Source organism: Pseudomonas sp. AA-38, from assembly GCF_029457475.1.
Classification (GTDB): domain Bacteria; phylum Pseudomonadota; class Gammaproteobacteria; order Pseudomonadales; family Pseudomonadaceae; genus Aquipseudomonas.
In genome coordinates, this window is record NZ_CP120359.1 from 48,765 (window position 1) to 62,946 (window position 14,182).

The 14,182-nt window shown below is 65.4% G+C and carries 13 protein-coding genes; 3 read left to right on the plus strand and 10 right to left on the minus strand.

Annotation, left to right across the window (positions count from 1 at the left end; all coding sequences use genetic code 11):
• Window position 1: 1 nt before the first annotated feature.
• Genes cyoE through PVE35_RS00240 form a run of 4 tightly spaced genes read right to left on the minus strand, consistent with a single transcriptional unit; the run spans window position 2 to window position 3,303 of the window.
• The gene (gene cyoE, locus PVE35_RS00225; protein WP_277373402.1) at window positions 2-901 is read right to left on the minus strand and encodes a heme o synthase; all 900 of its coding nucleotides are present in this window, start codon (window positions 899-901) and stop codon (window positions 2-4) included.
• A 19-nt stretch (window positions 902-920) separates the two neighbouring features.
• Window positions 921-1,979 (minus strand): COX15/CtaA family protein, encoded by a 1,059-nt coding sequence (locus PVE35_RS00230; protein ID WP_277373403.1) that lies wholly within the window; start codon window positions 1,977-1,979, stop codon window positions 921-923.
• Between the two features lie 36 nt (window positions 1,980-2,015).
• Complete coding sequence (locus PVE35_RS00235) at window positions 2,016-2,594, minus strand: hypothetical protein (RefSeq protein WP_268180210.1); 579 nt, start codon at window positions 2,592-2,594, stop codon at window positions 2,016-2,018.
• Complete coding sequence (locus tag PVE35_RS00240) at window positions 2,569-3,303, minus strand: SURF1 family protein (RefSeq protein WP_277373404.1); 735 nt, start codon at window positions 3,301-3,303, stop codon at window positions 2,569-2,571. The genes PVE35_RS00235 and PVE35_RS00240 overlap by 26 nt, the downstream gene beginning before the upstream one ends.
• Window positions 3,304-3,374: 71 nt before the next feature.
• Here PVE35_RS00240 and PVE35_RS00245 point away from each other — a divergent pair, with 71 nt between their 5' ends.
• Window positions 3,375-3,578 (plus strand): twin transmembrane helix small protein, encoded by a 204-nt coding sequence (locus tag PVE35_RS00245; protein WP_268180213.1) that lies wholly within the window; start codon window positions 3,375-3,377, stop codon window positions 3,576-3,578.
• 57 nt (window positions 3,579-3,635) lie between these two features.
• On the opposite strand, the gene PVE35_RS00250 is transcribed toward PVE35_RS00245, so the two are convergent.
• The 4 genes from PVE35_RS00250 to coxB are packed head-to-tail and all read right to left on the minus strand — an operon-like array spanning window position 3,636 to window position 7,813.
• A complete protein-coding gene (locus PVE35_RS00250; RefSeq protein WP_268180215.1) occupies window positions 3,636-4,523 on the minus strand; it encodes a cytochrome c oxidase subunit 3 in 888 nt (295 codons plus the stop codon).
• 11 nt (window positions 4,524-4,534) lie between these two features.
• Window positions 4,535-5,086 (minus strand): cytochrome c oxidase assembly protein, encoded by a 552-nt coding sequence (locus tag PVE35_RS00255; protein WP_268180217.1) that lies wholly within the window; start codon window positions 5,084-5,086, stop codon window positions 4,535-4,537.
• A 14-nt stretch (window positions 5,087-5,100) separates the two neighbouring features.
• Entirely contained in the window at window positions 5,101-6,684 is a 1,584-nt protein-coding gene (gene ctaD / locus PVE35_RS00260; protein WP_268180219.1) for a cytochrome c oxidase subunit I, read from the minus strand.
• 4 nt (window positions 6,685-6,688) lie between these two features.
• Window positions 6,689-7,813 (minus strand): cytochrome c oxidase subunit II, encoded by a 1,125-nt coding sequence (coxB, locus tag PVE35_RS00265; RefSeq protein ID WP_268180221.1) that lies wholly within the window; start codon window positions 7,811-7,813, stop codon window positions 6,689-6,691.
• Window positions 7,814-8,215: 402 nt separating this feature from the next.
• Between coxB and PVE35_RS00270 the strand changes: the two genes are divergently transcribed.
• A complete protein-coding gene (locus PVE35_RS00270) occupies window positions 8,216-8,884 on the plus strand; it encodes a hypothetical protein (protein ID WP_268180222.1) in 669 nt (222 codons plus the stop codon).
• Here PVE35_RS00270 and PVE35_RS00275 read toward each other — a convergent pair.
• On the minus strand, window positions 8,847-9,776 hold the full coding sequence (locus PVE35_RS00275) for an AEC family transporter (RefSeq protein ID WP_277373405.1): 930 nt from the start codon (window positions 9,774-9,776) through the stop codon (window positions 8,847-8,849). The genes PVE35_RS00270 and PVE35_RS00275 overlap by 38 nt on opposite strands.
• Before the next feature lie 154 nt (window positions 9,777-9,930).
• Here PVE35_RS00275 and glsB point away from each other — a divergent pair, with 154 nt between their 5' ends.
• On the plus strand, window positions 9,931-10,839 hold the full coding sequence (glsB, locus tag PVE35_RS00280; protein ID WP_277373406.1) for a glutaminase B: 909 nt from the start codon (window positions 9,931-9,933) through the stop codon (window positions 10,837-10,839).
• Window positions 10,840-10,852: 13 nt separating this feature from the next.
• Here glsB and PVE35_RS00285 read toward each other — a convergent pair whose 3' ends face one another.
• Window positions 10,853-14,095 (minus strand): autotransporter outer membrane beta-barrel domain-containing protein, encoded by a 3,243-nt coding sequence (locus PVE35_RS00285; protein WP_277373407.1) that lies wholly within the window; start codon window positions 14,093-14,095, stop codon window positions 10,853-10,855.
• Window positions 14,096-14,182: the final 87 nt, after the last annotated feature.

Here is a 14,182-nt window from a genome sequence, read left to right on the forward strand (position 1 = left end):
TTCAAAGATTGAGCAGCAGGTAGTGATCCAGCAGCAGGGCGATGAACAGCAGGAACAGGTACCAGATACTGTACTTGAAGGTATTGATCGCCGCATGCTGTCGGCTGTCACGGTACAGCACCCAGGCCCAGTACAGGAAGCGCCCGCCCAGCAGCAGCGCACAAGCCAGATAGAGCGGCCCGCTCATGTGGATGGCGTAGGGCAGCAGGGTCACCGCGAACATCGCCAGGGTGTAGAGCAGGATGTGCACCTTGGTGTAGTGCTCGCCATGGGTGACCGGCAGCATGGGAATGTCAGCCTTGGCATACTCGGCCTTGCGATGGATGGCCAGCGCCCAGAAGTGCGGTGGCGTCCAGGCGAAGATGATCAGTACCAGCAGCAGGGGTTCGGCGCTGAGATGGCCAGTCACCGCAACCCAGCCCAGCAGCGGTGGTGCAGCGCCGGCCAGGCCACCAATGACGATGTTCTGCGGCGTGGCGCGTTTGAGAAAGCCGGTGTAGATCACCGCGTAGCCGAGCAGTGAGGCCAGGGTCAGCCAGGCGGTCAGCGCGTTGGTGAACACCAGCAGCAGGCTCATGCCGGCGATGGCCAGCACCAGCGCGAAGGTCAATGCGGCCAGCGGCGAGACGCGCCCCGTGGTCACCGGACGCTTGTGCGTGCGCGCCATGATCGCATCGATGCGCCGATCCACCACATGGTTCACTGCCGCTGCCGCACCGGCGCACAGGCCGATGCCGAGGTTGCCGAACAGCAGCACCTGCCAGGGCACGCCGGCGCGGGTGGCGAGAAACATGCCGACCAGCGAGGTGATCAGCATCAGCAGCACCACCTTGGGTTTGGTCAGCTCCAGATAGTCGCGCCAGGTAGCAGGTTCGTAGTGGGCACGTAGCGCAGTGGCCATGATGATGCTCCTCTTGCGGTTATTTCCCGACCTGAATCAGCCTGGCAGGGACGAGCGGACGTTGAATGGCGGCACCTTGGCGACCGATGCGCAGGCGCGGCGCCGCCGCGTGTAGGCGGTAGTTGATCAGTACCAGCGTCAACAGCAGGGCGGCGCCGCCTGCGTTGTGCGCCACCGCCACCAGCAGTGGCAGGTGCAGCAGCACGTTGGCGATGCCCAGGCTGACCTGTGCGGCGAGCGCCACCAGCACCAGACAGGCCAGACGCGACAGATGCGCGGTGTGCAGACGCCAGGCCAGTACCAGCAAGGCCAGGGTCACCAGCAAAGCGCCGATGCGGTGGCTCATATGGATGGCCGTGCGCGCCTCGCTGTCGAGCTGGCCTCCGAGGTAGTTGGGGCCAATGTGCTGGGTCAGGTGAAAGCCCTTGCCGAAGTCCATTGCCGGCCACCACTGGCCATGGCAGGTGGGCAGGTCGACGCAGGCTACGGCGGCGTAATTGGAGCTGACCCAGCCACCCAGAGTGATCTGCCCGATCACCAGCAGCAGGCAGGCGGCAGCCAGTGCACGCAGGCGCGGCGAGACCTGCAGCGGGGCGAAGCGTCCGCTCAGGCGCAAGGTGAGCAGGGCCAGCAGGCTCAGGGTGGCGAAGCCGCCGAGCAGGTGCGCGGTGACCACCTGCGGCCACAGCTTGAGGGTGACGGTCCACATGCCGAAGGCTGCCTGCATGATCACCAGGGCGAGGATCGCCAGCGGCAGTTTCAGCGGTTGCTGTGGTTGATGGCGCAGACGCACGGCTTTTATCGCCAGGGCGAGGATGACCAAGCCGAGGGCGCCAGCAAAGTAGCGGTGGATCATCTCGGCCCAGCCCTTGGCCACTTCCACTGGCGCTTCGGGGAAGCGGCTCTCGGCAAGGGCCTGCTTGTGCTCGCTCATGGGTACGCCGAGAAAACCGTAGCAGCCGGGCCAGTCAGGGCAGCCCAGGCCGGCATGGGTCAGGCGAGTGTAGGCGCCGAGCAGTACCACCACGGCGGCGAGCAGGGTGGCGAACAGGGCGAGTCGGTATCCGGGTTTGCTCATGTGTTATCCTCTTCAAAGGTGGGACACAGGGCTGGCTCAACCGATCAGGGAAATTTTCAGCAGGTAGCGCAGGTCATCGAGAATCGCCTTGCCCTGGCTGCTGGTGTCGTAGCGCAGCACCAGGTTGCCGTGCGGATCCACCAGCCATAGTTGTGCGCCTGACGGGGCCTCGCTGGCCTGCTGGTAGCTGCGGCTGTCGAGGCGGTAGCGGCCCAGTTGCGGATACTCGCGCTGCAGGGTGGCGAGGTAATCGGCGCTCAGCGGTTCGCCAGTGGCCAGGCCATGGCTGGCGCGTGCCGTCTCGCGATTCAGGCCGATCTGGATTTGTCGCGCCAGGTACACCAGATGCTGGCAGTCGGCTTCGCAGGCGCCGGGTGTGGTCACCAGGATCTGCCAGCGCGGTGCCAGTTGGCCCTGCACGCCGAGATCCTGCAGGGTGCGCCCGTCACCGATCAGGGTGCCGTGATAGGTACGGGTTTCCGGCACCCAGAACTGCCAGCGATACATGGCGCTGGCCAGCAGCATGGGGCCGAAGACGATGGCCAGCAGAAGCAGCAACTGCAGGCGCCCGCGCCCCTTGCGTGGGGTTTCAGGCAGGGTGATGGCTGGGTGCATGGCGTTTCTCCCGTGCGTTGTGCACACCAAGGTAGATGAACAGGCCGAGCAACGCCGCCGCCATGGCGAACCACTGCACGGCATAGCCCTGATGCTTGGCCGGGCTCATGGCCACCACCGGCCAGTCGACCCGGTAGCTGGCCAGGCCGCTCTCCAGGCGCAGTTCCAGCGGCAGGCCGCCGCGACCTAGGCGTTGCCACAGCGCCGCGCTGTCGACCTCGCTGATCAGCCGTGGCCAGCCGGTTTGCGCCGCTGCATTGCCTTGCAGGTGCAGGCCGCCGGGCGGGGCGACATAGACCCAGGCGTCGAGCTGGAGCGGGCCATCGGGGGTGTTGTATTGCGGTGCCTGGCGCCGATCCGGCCAGGGCAGCCAGCCGCGGTTGAGCAGCACCCAAAGGCCGCTGGGCTGGTCGTAGAAGGGTTGCAGTAACTCGACGCCGGCCTGGCCGTCGCGGATGCGGTTGTCCAGCAGCAGGCTGTGCTGGCCATCGAACTGACCTTGCAGATGCACGCGGCGATAGGCCGGGTCGCCAGCCTGCTCGAGCTCCACCAGGCTGACCGGCGCTGCCTGCTGGCGCGCCTCATAGCTGGTCAGCAGCAGGCGCTTTTCCTCGGCGCGCTGCAGTTGCCAGAAGCCCAGGCCACAGAGCAGTGGCAGCAGCAGCGCCACCAGAATGCTGGGTAGCCAGCCGGGGCGGAAGGCGCTCATCGGGCGTCTCCGTTCGGCATCAGATGGCTGGCTATACTGCAAGGCATCGCCCAATCCCCCTGGAGTCTCGCATGCTCAAGGCCGCGATCGTCCTCATGCTGCTGGCGACCATCGCCAGCCTGTTCAGTGGCCTGTTCTTCCTGGTCAAGGACGAAGGCCGTGGTACCCGCCTGGTCAATGCCCTGAGCGTGCGCGTCGGGCTGACCGCCATCACCCTGGCCCTGATCGCCTGGGGCTTCTACTCGGGGCAACTGGTGTCGCATGTGAGCTGGTAGCGGCCAGCTTCAAGCTGCAAGAAAAGCGCTGCGACTCACTTGCAGCTTGTAGCTGCTTCAAAGCACATAGACGAAGATGAACAACCCCAGCCAGACCACGTCGACGAAGTGCCAGTACCAGGAGGCGGCCTCGAAGCCGAAGTGCTTTTCAGCATCGAAGTGACCCTTGTGGATGCGGATCAGCATCACCGTGAGGATCAGCGCACCGAGGGTGACGTGAGCACCGTGGAAGCCCGTGAGCATGAAGAAGGTGGCGCCATAGATGCCCGAGCCGAGGGTCAGACCCAGCTCGGTGTAAGCCTCGATGTATTCCTCCACCTGGAAGAACAGAAAGGCCGCGCCGAGCAGGATGGTCGCGGCCAGCCAGGCTTTCAGGGCGCCGCGATTGTTCTTCTTCAAGGCGTGGTGGGCGAAGGTGACGGTGACGCTGGAGGACACCAGCAGAATGGTGTTGAGCAGCGGCAGGTGCCAGGGGTCGATCACCGCCGTGGGGGGCGGGAACAGCTTGGAGTCTGGGTTCTGCAGCAACGGCCAGCTGTACTCGAAGCCTTCCCAGAGCATGTTGGCGATGCCCTTGTCGCCTTCGCCGCCGAGCCAGGGGCCGGACCACATGCGGATGTAGAACAGCGCACCGAAGAAGGCGGCGAAGAACATCACCTCGGAGAAGATGAACCAGGTCATGCCCCAACGGAACGAGCGATCCATCTGCGCGCTGTACAGGCCGCTGCGGCTTTCCTTGATCACGTTGCCGAACCAGCCGAACAGCATGTAGGCCAGGATCAGCCCGCCGACGAAGAAGATCAGCGGGCCGTTGGAGGTTTCGCGCCCGGCGGACAGGTCATTGAACCAGGTGCCGACGCCAGCGACGCTGACCAGCAGGCCGAGGGTGGCGACGATGGGCCATTTGCTCTGGGCCGGGACGTAGTAGTTTTCGTGACTCGACATCTCATTTCTCCTCAGGGAGCCGCCTGTGCCACGGGCGGTTTGCGCGCGGTGATATCGAACAGGGTGTAACTCAGGGTCAGGTGCCTGACGTCCTCGGGCAGGTCGCGGTCGACGATGAAGCGCACCGGCATCTCGATGCGTTCACCGGGTTGCAGCACCTGCTGGGTGAAGCAGAAGCATTCGGTCTTGTGGAAGAAGGCCGCTGCTCGTGCGGGCGAGACGCTGGGAATGGCCTGGGCGGTCATCGGCTCGTCGCTCGGGTTGTAGGCGACGAACAACATGTCGCGTGTCTCCCCGGGGTGTACCACCAGGTCATCGGCTTTCGGCCCGAACTCCCAGACCATGCCGGCGGCGTTGGTGGCGAGGAACTGCACCCGCACCTCGCGCACCGCATCGACCTGCTGCTCGCCCTGATAGGCGCCGGCCGTCTTGCCATTGATGCCGAAGGCACGGCACATGGCGTCGTAGAACGGCGGCAGGACGAACACCCCGAAGCAGAACATCACCACCACCACCAGCAGCAGGCGGGTGACCAGGCGACGGGTTGCGATGGTTTCGCTCACGGCTCACCTCCTGCCTATTTCACATCCGGCGGTGTGCTGAAGGTGTGATAGGGCGCCGGCGACGGCACCGTCCACTCCAGACCATCGGCGCCGTCCCAGGGCTTGGCCGGGGCCGGTTTGCCTCCACGGATGCACTTGATGACGATGAACAGGAACAGCAACTGGGTGGCGCCGAACAGGAAGGCGCCGATGCTCGAGACCATGTTGAAGTTGGCGAACATCAGGTTGTAGTCGGGGATACGCCGTGGCATGCCGGCCAGACCGACGAAGTGCATGGGGAAGAACGCCAGGTTCATGCCGACGAAGCTGAGCCAGAAATGCAGCTTGGCCAGCACTTCGTCATACATGTGCCCGGTCCACTTGGGCAGCCAGTAGTAGGCCGAGGCGAAGATGCCGAAGATCGCCCCCGGCACCAGCACATAGTGGAAGTGCGCCACCACGAAGTAGGTGTCGTGGTACTGGAAGTCCGCCGGGGCGATGGCCAGCATCAGCCCGGAGAAGCCGCCGATGGTGAAGAGAATCACGAAGGCCACGGCGAACAGCATCGGCGCCTCGAAGGTCAGCGAGCCCTGCCACATGGTGCTCACCCAGTTGAACACCTTCACCCCGGTGGGCACGGCGATCAGCATGGTGGCGTACATGAAGAACAGCTCGCCGGTCAGCGGGATGCCCACGGTGAACATGTGGTGCGCCCAGACGATGAACGAGAGGAAGGCGATGCTCGCCGTGGCGTAGACCATCGAGGTGTAGCCGAACAGCGGCTTGCGTGAGAAGGCCGGGATGATCGAGCTGACCGCGCCGAAGGCCGGCAGGATCATGATGTACACCTCGGGGTGGCCGAAGAACCAGAACACGTGCTGGAACAGCACCGGGTCGCCACCGCCGGCGGCGTTGAAGAAGCTGGTGCCGAAGTGGATGTCCATCAGCATCATGGTCACCACGCCGGCCAGCACCGGCATCACTGCGATCAGCAGGAAGGCGGTGATCAGCCAGGTCCAGACGAACAGCGGCATCTTCATCAGGGTCATGCCTGGCGCACGCAGGTTGAGGATGGTGGCGATCACGTTGATCGCCCCCATGATCGAGCTGATGCCCATGAGGTGGATGGCAAAGATGAAGAAGGTCACCGATTCCGGCGCGTAGGTGGTCGATAGCGGTGCATAGAAGGTCCAGCCGAAGTTCGGCCCGCCGCCCTCCATGAACAGGGTGCTGACCAGCAAACCGAAGGCCGCCGGCAGCAGCCAGAAGCTGAAGTTGTTCATCCGTGGCAGGGCCATGTCCGGCGCGCCGATCATCAGCGGGATCATCCAGTTGGCCAGGCCGACGAAGGCCGGCATCACCGCGCCGAAGACCATGATCAGGCCGTGCATGGTGGTCATCTGGTTGAAGAATTCCGGCTGCACGATCTGCAGCCCCGGCTGGAACAGCTCGGCGCGAATCACCATCGCCATCGAGCCGCCAAGCAGGAAGGCGCAGAAGCTGAACCACAGGTACATGGTGCCGATGTCCTTGTGGTTGGTGGTCAGCACCCAGCGCATCAGGCCCTTGGCCGGGCCATGGTGGTGGTCAGTATGACCGTGGTCGATCACTGCACTCATGTCCTTACTCCTGCGCCTTGGCGAAGTCGAGAATGTCCTTGGGCGTGACCATGTCACCGACATTGTTGCCCCAGGCATTGCGCTCGTAGGTGATGATGGCGGCCAGGTCGACCGGCGACAGTTGCTTGCCGAAGGCCGCCATGGCGGTGCCCTGCTTGCCGTGATAGACAATGTCGATATGCCCCTCGGCCGGGCCGGTGGCGATGGCCGAGCCCTTGAGCGCCGGGAACATCGGCGGCAGGCCTTCGCCGGTGGGCTGGTGGCAGGAGGCGCAGGTGGTGTTGTAGGCCTTCTCGCCGCGCGCCATCAGTTCTTCCATCGTCCATTCCTTGCTGGTCAGCTCGCGCTCGGCCAGGGCGGCCTGCTTGCGTTCGCCCAGCCAGGCGGCGAAGTCTTCCTTGCTCTTGACCTCGACCACGATGGGCATGAAACCGTGATCCTTGCCGCACAGCTCGGTGCACTGGCCACGGTAGGTGCCGGGCGCCTCGATGCGCGTCCAGGATTCGTTGATGAAGCCGGGGATGGCGTCCTTCTTCACTGCCAGTGCCGGCACCCACCAGGAATGGATGACATCGGCGGAGGTAATGAGAAAACGCACCTTGGCGCCTACCGGCACCACCAGTGGCTCGTCCACCTCCAGCAGATAGTGCTCACCCTTGGCCTCGCGGTTGTTGATCTGGCTGCGGGGCGTGGTCAGGTTGCTGAAGAACTCGACATCCTGGCCCAGGTACTTGTAGTGCCACTTCCATTGGTAGCCGGTGATCTGGATGTCCAGATCCGACTCGGAGGTGTCGTAGATGTCGATCAGGGTCTTGGTCGCGGGGATTGCCATGACCACCAGGATCGCCAGTGGCACCACGGTCCAGAGAATCTCCACCGTGGTGCTTTCATGGAAGTGCGCGGGTTCCTGGCCGGTTGAGCGACGGTGAATGATCATCGACCAGAACATCGCGCCGAACACGATCACGCCGATCACGACGCAGATCCAGAAGATGGTCATGTGCAGATCGAACACGGAGCGGCTGACCTCGGTGACACCGGGCGCCATGTTCACCGTCCACTGGGCGTGCGCCGAGCTCAATATCAGCCACAGCAAGAGGCCCATCCAGACTCGTGGATGTCGCATCATCGCGGGTTCCCCTCGATATTGTTTTTGTTATCCCGCCGGCTGAGCCTTGTGGGTGGGGTCGACTGCCACGTGGCGGCATGGTGGCTTGCACGAGCCATACGCCGTCGCGACTACGGCAACTGCTGTCGAAACCTCGTGCCTAAGCCCGTCCGGTTCCATCAGGTACTGCCTTTCGAGTTCGAGTATAGACAGCACCCCCGAGGTCGCAATGTGTCCATCGAGCCAGGCAGGACAGGCGCAACGAAGCGGCACAGACCACGGATGGCGTGGTCTGGCGCGGATTGCAAGGCGTTCTTTATAGCGGACTCGCATAACTGTGAAGAAGTTATGACAATTGCGTCTTAGCAGGTGCAGGTCGCCAGCTAAGGTTCACCTCCATGTCTTGCCCGCTTCGGAGTCATCATGAATACCGCCGCCATTCGCCAGCTCATCGCCCAGGCTCGTCAGCACGAGGCGACCAGCCAGGCCCTTGCCCAGAGCCTGCAAGCCCGCTTCGAGGGGCTGCACCCTGCCATCCGCCTGCCGGACGAGGATGCCCCGGGTGCCTTGACCAACTTCGTCGTCGCCTACATCGACGAGGTGCCGGACGTGCTCGACGCGGCGGCCGAGGTGGCGCGCGAAGCGGGCATCGAGGAGGCGATCAAGCCGGTGCTGAAGATCGCCGAGCAGTTCTTCCTCCAGCCACTGGCGCTGATGGCCGGGCACGAGGGGCTGGATGGCCTGCTCGATGAGGCCTACCTGGCCCATCGCCTGGTGGAAGAGGTGAACGATCGCTACATCGCTCACTTCGGCCAGCCGCTGATCCCGCTGGACACCACCCGCGCCAACCTGATCGCTCACCAGTTGATCGGCGAGCCATTCGCCAATCAGCTCGATGAGGCGGTGCACCATGCCCTGAGCGGCATGCTCGACGACGCCAGCTTCGATCAGCCGTCGGTGCAGGCTTACCGCGAGCGCCTGGCCGCGCCGGATACCGCCTCGGCCTGGCAACGCTGGCCCTGCCTGTCGCGTCAGTTGGGTGTCGATCTGCAGCTCACGGCGCGAGTGCCAGTAGCAGCAGCGACAGCGTGAGCAGCGAGCCAAGTGTCGAGTAGAGAATCGCCCGCGACACCAGCGCTGCCTGGCGTTGGTAATACTCGGCGAGCATGAACGGCCCGGTGCCGGTGGGCAGCGCGCTGAGCAGCAGTGCGGCATGTGCCCAGAACGGCGGCAGGTCGAGCAGGACGAAGGCAATGAACCAGGTCACCAGCGGCTGCAGCAGCAGCTTCAGGGCCACCAGTGGCCAGGCGCCCTGAGCCGGGCCGCTCTGCCGCTGCGCCAGGAACAACCCCAGCGACACCAGCGCGCAGGGCACGGTGGCCGCGCCCAGCAGGCGCAGGAACTCGTCCAGCGCTGGCGCCAGTTGCCACCCACCGAGCGACCACAGGGCACCGAGCGCAGGAGCGACCACCAGCGGATTCTTCAGCAGTGCCAGGCTGACCTGGGCAATCGCTCCGCCCAGCCCCTTCTGGCTTTGCAGGCCGACCTCGATGCACACCACGGCCAGGGCGAACAGCACGCAGACCACGATCAGCGAGGCGATCAGCGCTGGCGCCATGCCGTCCTCGCCGAGCACCAGCACGCACAGTGGAATACCGATATAGCCGGTGTTGGCATAGCCGGCGCTGAGCCCGTCGATGCTGGCGTCGACCAGGCTGCCAGTGGTCTTCCAGCGGTACGCCAGGGTGACCAGGAACACCGCCAGGGTGCCGCCGCTGAAAGCCAGCAGGAAACCGGGCTGCCAGATATGCGCCCAGTCGGCCTTGGCCGTGAGGCTGAACAGCAGCGCTGGCAGGCCGAGCCAGACCACGAAGCGGTTCATCTCCGAGGCGGCGGTCGGCCCCAGGCGGTTGCTGCGGCGGCAGACGAAGCCGACCAGGATCAGGCCGAAGATCGGCAGCAGCACATTGAGAACGGTGGACATCGGCACAGCCATCGGCGCAAAGAGGCCCGAGCCTAGGGGCTGTCGCCGCTGTGGCGCAAGCCATTGCCTGTGATTCGGCTGCGCCCGCAGGCGTCTAGCACTGACCTGCCGGGATGCTCCGGCGCTGTCGCGAGACTTTGAACAGGCTTTATGCATGCAAGCGTTGTTGAACGAAATCCTCGATGAAGTCCGCCCGCTGATCGGCCAGGGCAAGGTGGCCGACTACATCCCCGCGCTGGCCAGCGTCGTGCCCGATCAGCTAGGCATTGCCGTGTACGGCAACGACGGCCAGTTGCATGTGGCCGGAGACGCGCGCACGCCCTTCTCCATTCAGAGCATTTCCAAGGTGTTCAGCCTGGTGCAGGCCATCGGTCACAGCGGCGAAACGATCTGGCAGCGCCTGGGCCATGAGCCGTCCGGGCAGCCGTTCAACTCGCTGGTGCAACTGGAGTTCGAGCGGGGCAAACCGCGCAACCCCTTCATCAACGCCGGCGCGCTGGTGATCTGCGACATCAACCAGTCGCGCTATGCGGCCCCGGCGCTGTCGATGCGCGATTTCGCCCGGCGCCTGTCGGGCAACCCGGAGGTGACGGTGGACAACCACGTCGCCGAGTCCGAATACCAGCACCGTGCGCGCAACGCTGCCATGGCCTACCTGATGCAGGCCTTCGGCAACTTCCACAACGATGTCGAGGCGGTGCTGCGCAGCTATTTCAGTTGCTGCGCGCTGCGCATGAGCTGCGTCGACCTGGCCCGCGCCTTCGGCTTTCTGGCCAACCAGGGCTTCTGCCAGCACAGCGGCGAGCAGGTGCTGTCGCCCCGGCAGAGCAAGCAGGTCAACGCCATCATGGCCACCAGCGGGCTGTATGACGAGGCCGGCAACTTCGCTTATCGCGTCGGCCTGCCCGGCAAGAGCGGCGTCGGCGGCGGCATCGTCGCGGTGGTGCCGGGGCGCTTCAGTGTCTGCGTATGGTCGCCGGAGCTCAACGCCGCCGGCAACTCGCTGGCCGGCATCAAGGCCCTGGAGCTGCTCAGCGAGCGCATTGGCTGGTCGGTGTTCTGAGCCCCGCTGAGGCTCAGAAACGAGCCTGCCAGCGCAGAATCAGCGCATGGTTCTGCGCCTTCTCGCCCAGTTCGCCGTTGTAACTCAGTGCCAGGTTCTGCGCGACGCTGAGGCCGAGATCCAGTCCCGCTTCGACTAGCAGACTGTCGCGATCCAGCGCCGTGCCCTCCACCTCGAAGGCATTGCCGCCAGTTAGGAAGGACTGCCGTGCGCTGCTTTCGAGGTCGCCGAAGGTATGGCGCCAGCCCAGGCTCAGGCGTGGGGTCAGGCTCATGCCGTTCTCCAGGGTGCCGAGGTGGGCGAGGCGTACGCCCAGGCTGCTGCTGAGGTTGTCCTGGTCGTTGCCCTCGACATGCAGGGCACCGCTGCCGCCGCGCTCGTCGTAGCCTTCGCTGCTGTAACGCTGGTAGCCAAGTGAGGCGAAGGGCTCGGCCAGCAGGCGTTGATGGGCCGTGCGGTAGGCCAGTTCGGCGAAGGCCTGCTGGCTGTCGGCGTCGAAGTCGCCCTTGAGTTTCTCCTGCAGCCCGGCGAAGTCGAGGCGGCGCTGGCTGTCGTTATCGTGGCGGCTGTAGGCCGCGCCGAGGCGCAGGGCCCAGGGGCCGTCGAGACGTTGTGCGTACAGGCCCAGGTGCAGGCTGCCGATGTCGTTCTCGGCGCTCTGGGTGGCGTCCACCTGGGTCTTGCCGTAGCCGCCCAGCACGCCCAGGCGCCATTGCCCGCCGACCGGCCAGTCGGCTCCGATCACCGCGCCGCCGTTGTCCTGGCGAATGTCGCCGGCCACGCTGTCGAGCTTGCCGTGGCTGCCCAGCGCTTGTATCCACAGGCGGGCGGCGGCGTTCGGGTCGTTCAGTTCGCGCGCTTGCTGGGGCACGCCGAGGGCGGCGAGCAATGGCCCGTCTTCCTCCAGTTGCGCGGTTTGCAGGCCGCCGCCGGCTACTTGCTGCATGGCCGCCAGCATGCTGGTGCCCACCTGCGTGCTGCTGGCCAGGGTGGCGCCGGCATTGCTGGCGTTGCTGCTGCCGGCCAGTTGTTCCAGGCCACGCTGCACATCCTGCGCGCTGGCGCCCAACAGACGTTGCTGCAAGGCGCTGGCATTCTGGTTCTGCAGCGCCCTGGCCAGGCTGCGGGTATTGGCATTGCCGGCGAAATCGACCAGGCCCAGATCGTTGCGCTGCAGGGTCAGGGTGACGCTGTCGGCGGCGTAGCTCAGGGTCGGGGTAAAAAAGGCCAGGTTGCTGCTGACCGTGGCGAACTGACCGCTGATGCCAGCACCGGCCTCAAGGATCTGATACTGCCGGGACAGGGCATATTCACCTGGCGCGGCGAGAATGCGCAGGTTGGCGCCGGCCAGGCTGGCGCTGCCTCGCACCTGGGTGGCGTCGGCGCTGCTGGGGGTGAGGTGGAAGTCGAAATTGGTGCCGCTGGTCAGCGTCAGGTTGCCATCCACCTGGCCGCCGCCGAAGCCGGCACCGCTGGCGACGCTGACATCGCCGAGAATGCGCCCGAGGTTGTGCAGGCTGCCGCCGAGTACCTGCACGCGGTCACTGAAGTCGCTGCTGTCGAGCGTCCAGGCGCCCGCCAGCACCTCGAGGCGCTCGAAGCCGGTGCTGTTGCCGAAGCTGCCACCCTCGGCGCCGTTCAACTGCACCCGGTCGTAGCCAGCGCCGCCGTCGATGCGGCCGATGAAGCGCCCGCCAGCCAGTACCTCCAGGCGGTCGTCACCGGCGCCCAGATCCACCGCCAGGCCATTGCGGCCTTCGATCAGGCCGGCATTGCTGAGCAGGTCGTCGCCAGCCCCCATCTGCACGGCGGCGCCCGCCGTGGTGCTGCCCAGCTCGTCCACCCGGGTGGTGGCGCTGCCGCCCTGGATGACGCCGCCGCTGCGGTTGAACAGCAGATCGTCGAAGTCACCCACCAAGCCGATGGCCGCCTCCTCCTCACCGATGATGCTGCCGGCGTTGTCGATGCGCGCCAGGGTGGCGGCCACGCTGCTGGTGCCACGGCCGCTGGCCGCCGCGGTGCCGTTGGCACCGTCGTCGATGAGGATGCCCTTGGACTGGCCGAAGATGCTCGCGCCGCTGGCGTTGATGATGGTGCCGCCACCTGCGGCGATGCCATCCGCGCCGTTGGGCCGACCGCCGGAGTCCAGACCGCCGGCGCCGAGGCCTTCGATGCGGCCATGGTTCTCGATATAGGCCACGCCGTCGATGTCGACGCCATCACCGTCGCCATTGCTGGTGGTCTGGCCCGCGCCCTCGTGGTCGTAGACATTGCCCGCGCCGGCGTAACGGCCGCTGATCAGGCCGTAGTTGAACACCACACCGTGGCTGTCGAGGCCGACGCCGGAGCCGTTGTTACCGATGATGGTGCCGTCTGCGTAGTTGATCACCACCGAGTCGGCGATGCGCACGCCGCTGCTGGTGATGCCGCCGACCACCTTGTCGAAGGTCACTCCGTTGCCGTCTGCGGAGGTGATGATCAGGCGCTCCAGCCCCAGCAGGTTGGCGTCGGGATTGAATGCCACAGGGTCGCCGCCATCGATGCCATGGCGCGGGCCTTCGATGCTGCCATGGTTGAGTATGGCAACGTTGCTGCGACCGTTCTCGATGGCCACGCCATCGGCGGCGGAGTAATCGTTCACGCAGTTCACGTAGCTCGGGCAACTGGTGTTGACCAGGCCCGTGGAAAAGATGCGGCCGTAGTTGCTCAGGGTGAAGTTGCTGCCCAGGCGCAGGGCGTCGTTGCCGCTGGAGCTGATCACCGCGTCACGGTTGCTGGTGCTGCCGTTGATGATCTGGTTGCCGCTGCTGCTGTAGTTGGCGTCGGCCTTGATCGCCCGCTCACCGTCCACGCTCGCGCCGCTTTGCGAGATGGTGCCCTGGTTGTCGATGAGGTAGTGGCCATTGGCGCGGTTGAGGCGGATGGCGACGTTGCCGGTGGCGTCGATCAGGGCGCCGACGGCGTTGCGCAGGGTGAAATCGGGGGTGCCGCTGTTGGCATCGATGGCCCTGGCCGTGCCGTTCTGGCGGATGCTGCCGGCGTTGGCCAGCAGCGAACTGCCGCTGGCCACCGTGACCGCCACGGTGCTGCCGCTGGTGGCCAGGCTGGCTGTCTGCTCGACCGTGCCAGTGCCGCTGAGGTTCTGCCCGGAGGTTTCCGTACTGCCGGCGGCGATGGTGAAGTCAGCATGGGCCGGGCTGGCGATCAGGGCCTGCAAGGCCAGCGCAAGGGGAAGTGGACGCAGCAGCGGGTTCATGGCGGGCACCCTTCGTTGGAATAAGAATGGCCAACGAAGATGCCCGGGGGTTATGACGAAATGATGTCCAACGGCCAGCTCCGGGAG

Excerpts from the sequence above, each read along its gene's own strand:
- cyoE (WP_277373402.1), bottom strand. The coding sequence starts at position 901 with ATGGCCACTGCGCTACGTGCCCACTACGAACCTGCTACCTGGCGCGAC.
- PVE35_RS00230 (WP_277373403.1), bottom strand. The coding sequence starts at position 1,979 with ATGAGCAAACCCGGATACCGACTCGCCCTGTTCGCCACCCTGCTCGCC.
- PVE35_RS00235 (WP_268180210.1), bottom strand. The coding sequence starts at position 2,594 with ATGCACCCAGCCATCACCCTGCCTGAAACCCCACGCAAGGGGCGCGGG.
- PVE35_RS00240 (WP_277373404.1), bottom strand. The coding sequence starts at position 3,303 with ATGAGCGCCTTCCGCCCCGGCTGGCTACCCAGCATTCTGGTGGCGCTG.
- PVE35_RS00245 (WP_268180213.1), top strand. The coding sequence starts at position 3,375 with ATGCTCAAGGCCGCGATCGTCCTCATGCTGCTGGCGACCATCGCCAGC.
- PVE35_RS00250 (WP_268180215.1), bottom strand. The coding sequence starts at position 4,523 with ATGTCGAGTCACGAAAACTACTACGTCCCGGCCCAGAGCAAATGGCCC.
- ctaD (WP_268180219.1), bottom strand. The coding sequence starts at position 6,684 with ATGAGTGCAGTGATCGACCACGGTCATACTGACCACCACCATGGCCCG.
- coxB (WP_268180221.1), bottom strand. The coding sequence starts at position 7,813 with ATGATGCGACATCCACGAGTCTGGATGGGCCTCTTGCTGTGGCTGATA.
- PVE35_RS00270 (WP_268180222.1), top strand. The coding sequence starts at position 8,216 with ATGAATACCGCCGCCATTCGCCAGCTCATCGCCCAGGCTCGTCAGCAC.
- PVE35_RS00275 (WP_277373405.1), bottom strand. The coding sequence starts at position 9,776 with ATGTCCACCGTTCTCAATGTGCTGCTGCCGATCTTCGGCCTGATCCTG.
- glsB (WP_277373406.1), top strand. The coding sequence starts at position 9,931 with ATGCAAGCGTTGTTGAACGAAATCCTCGATGAAGTCCGCCCGCTGATC.
- PVE35_RS00285 (WP_277373407.1), bottom strand. The coding sequence starts at position 14,095 with ATGAACCCGCTGCTGCGTCCACTTCCCCTTGCGCTGGCCTTGCAGGCC.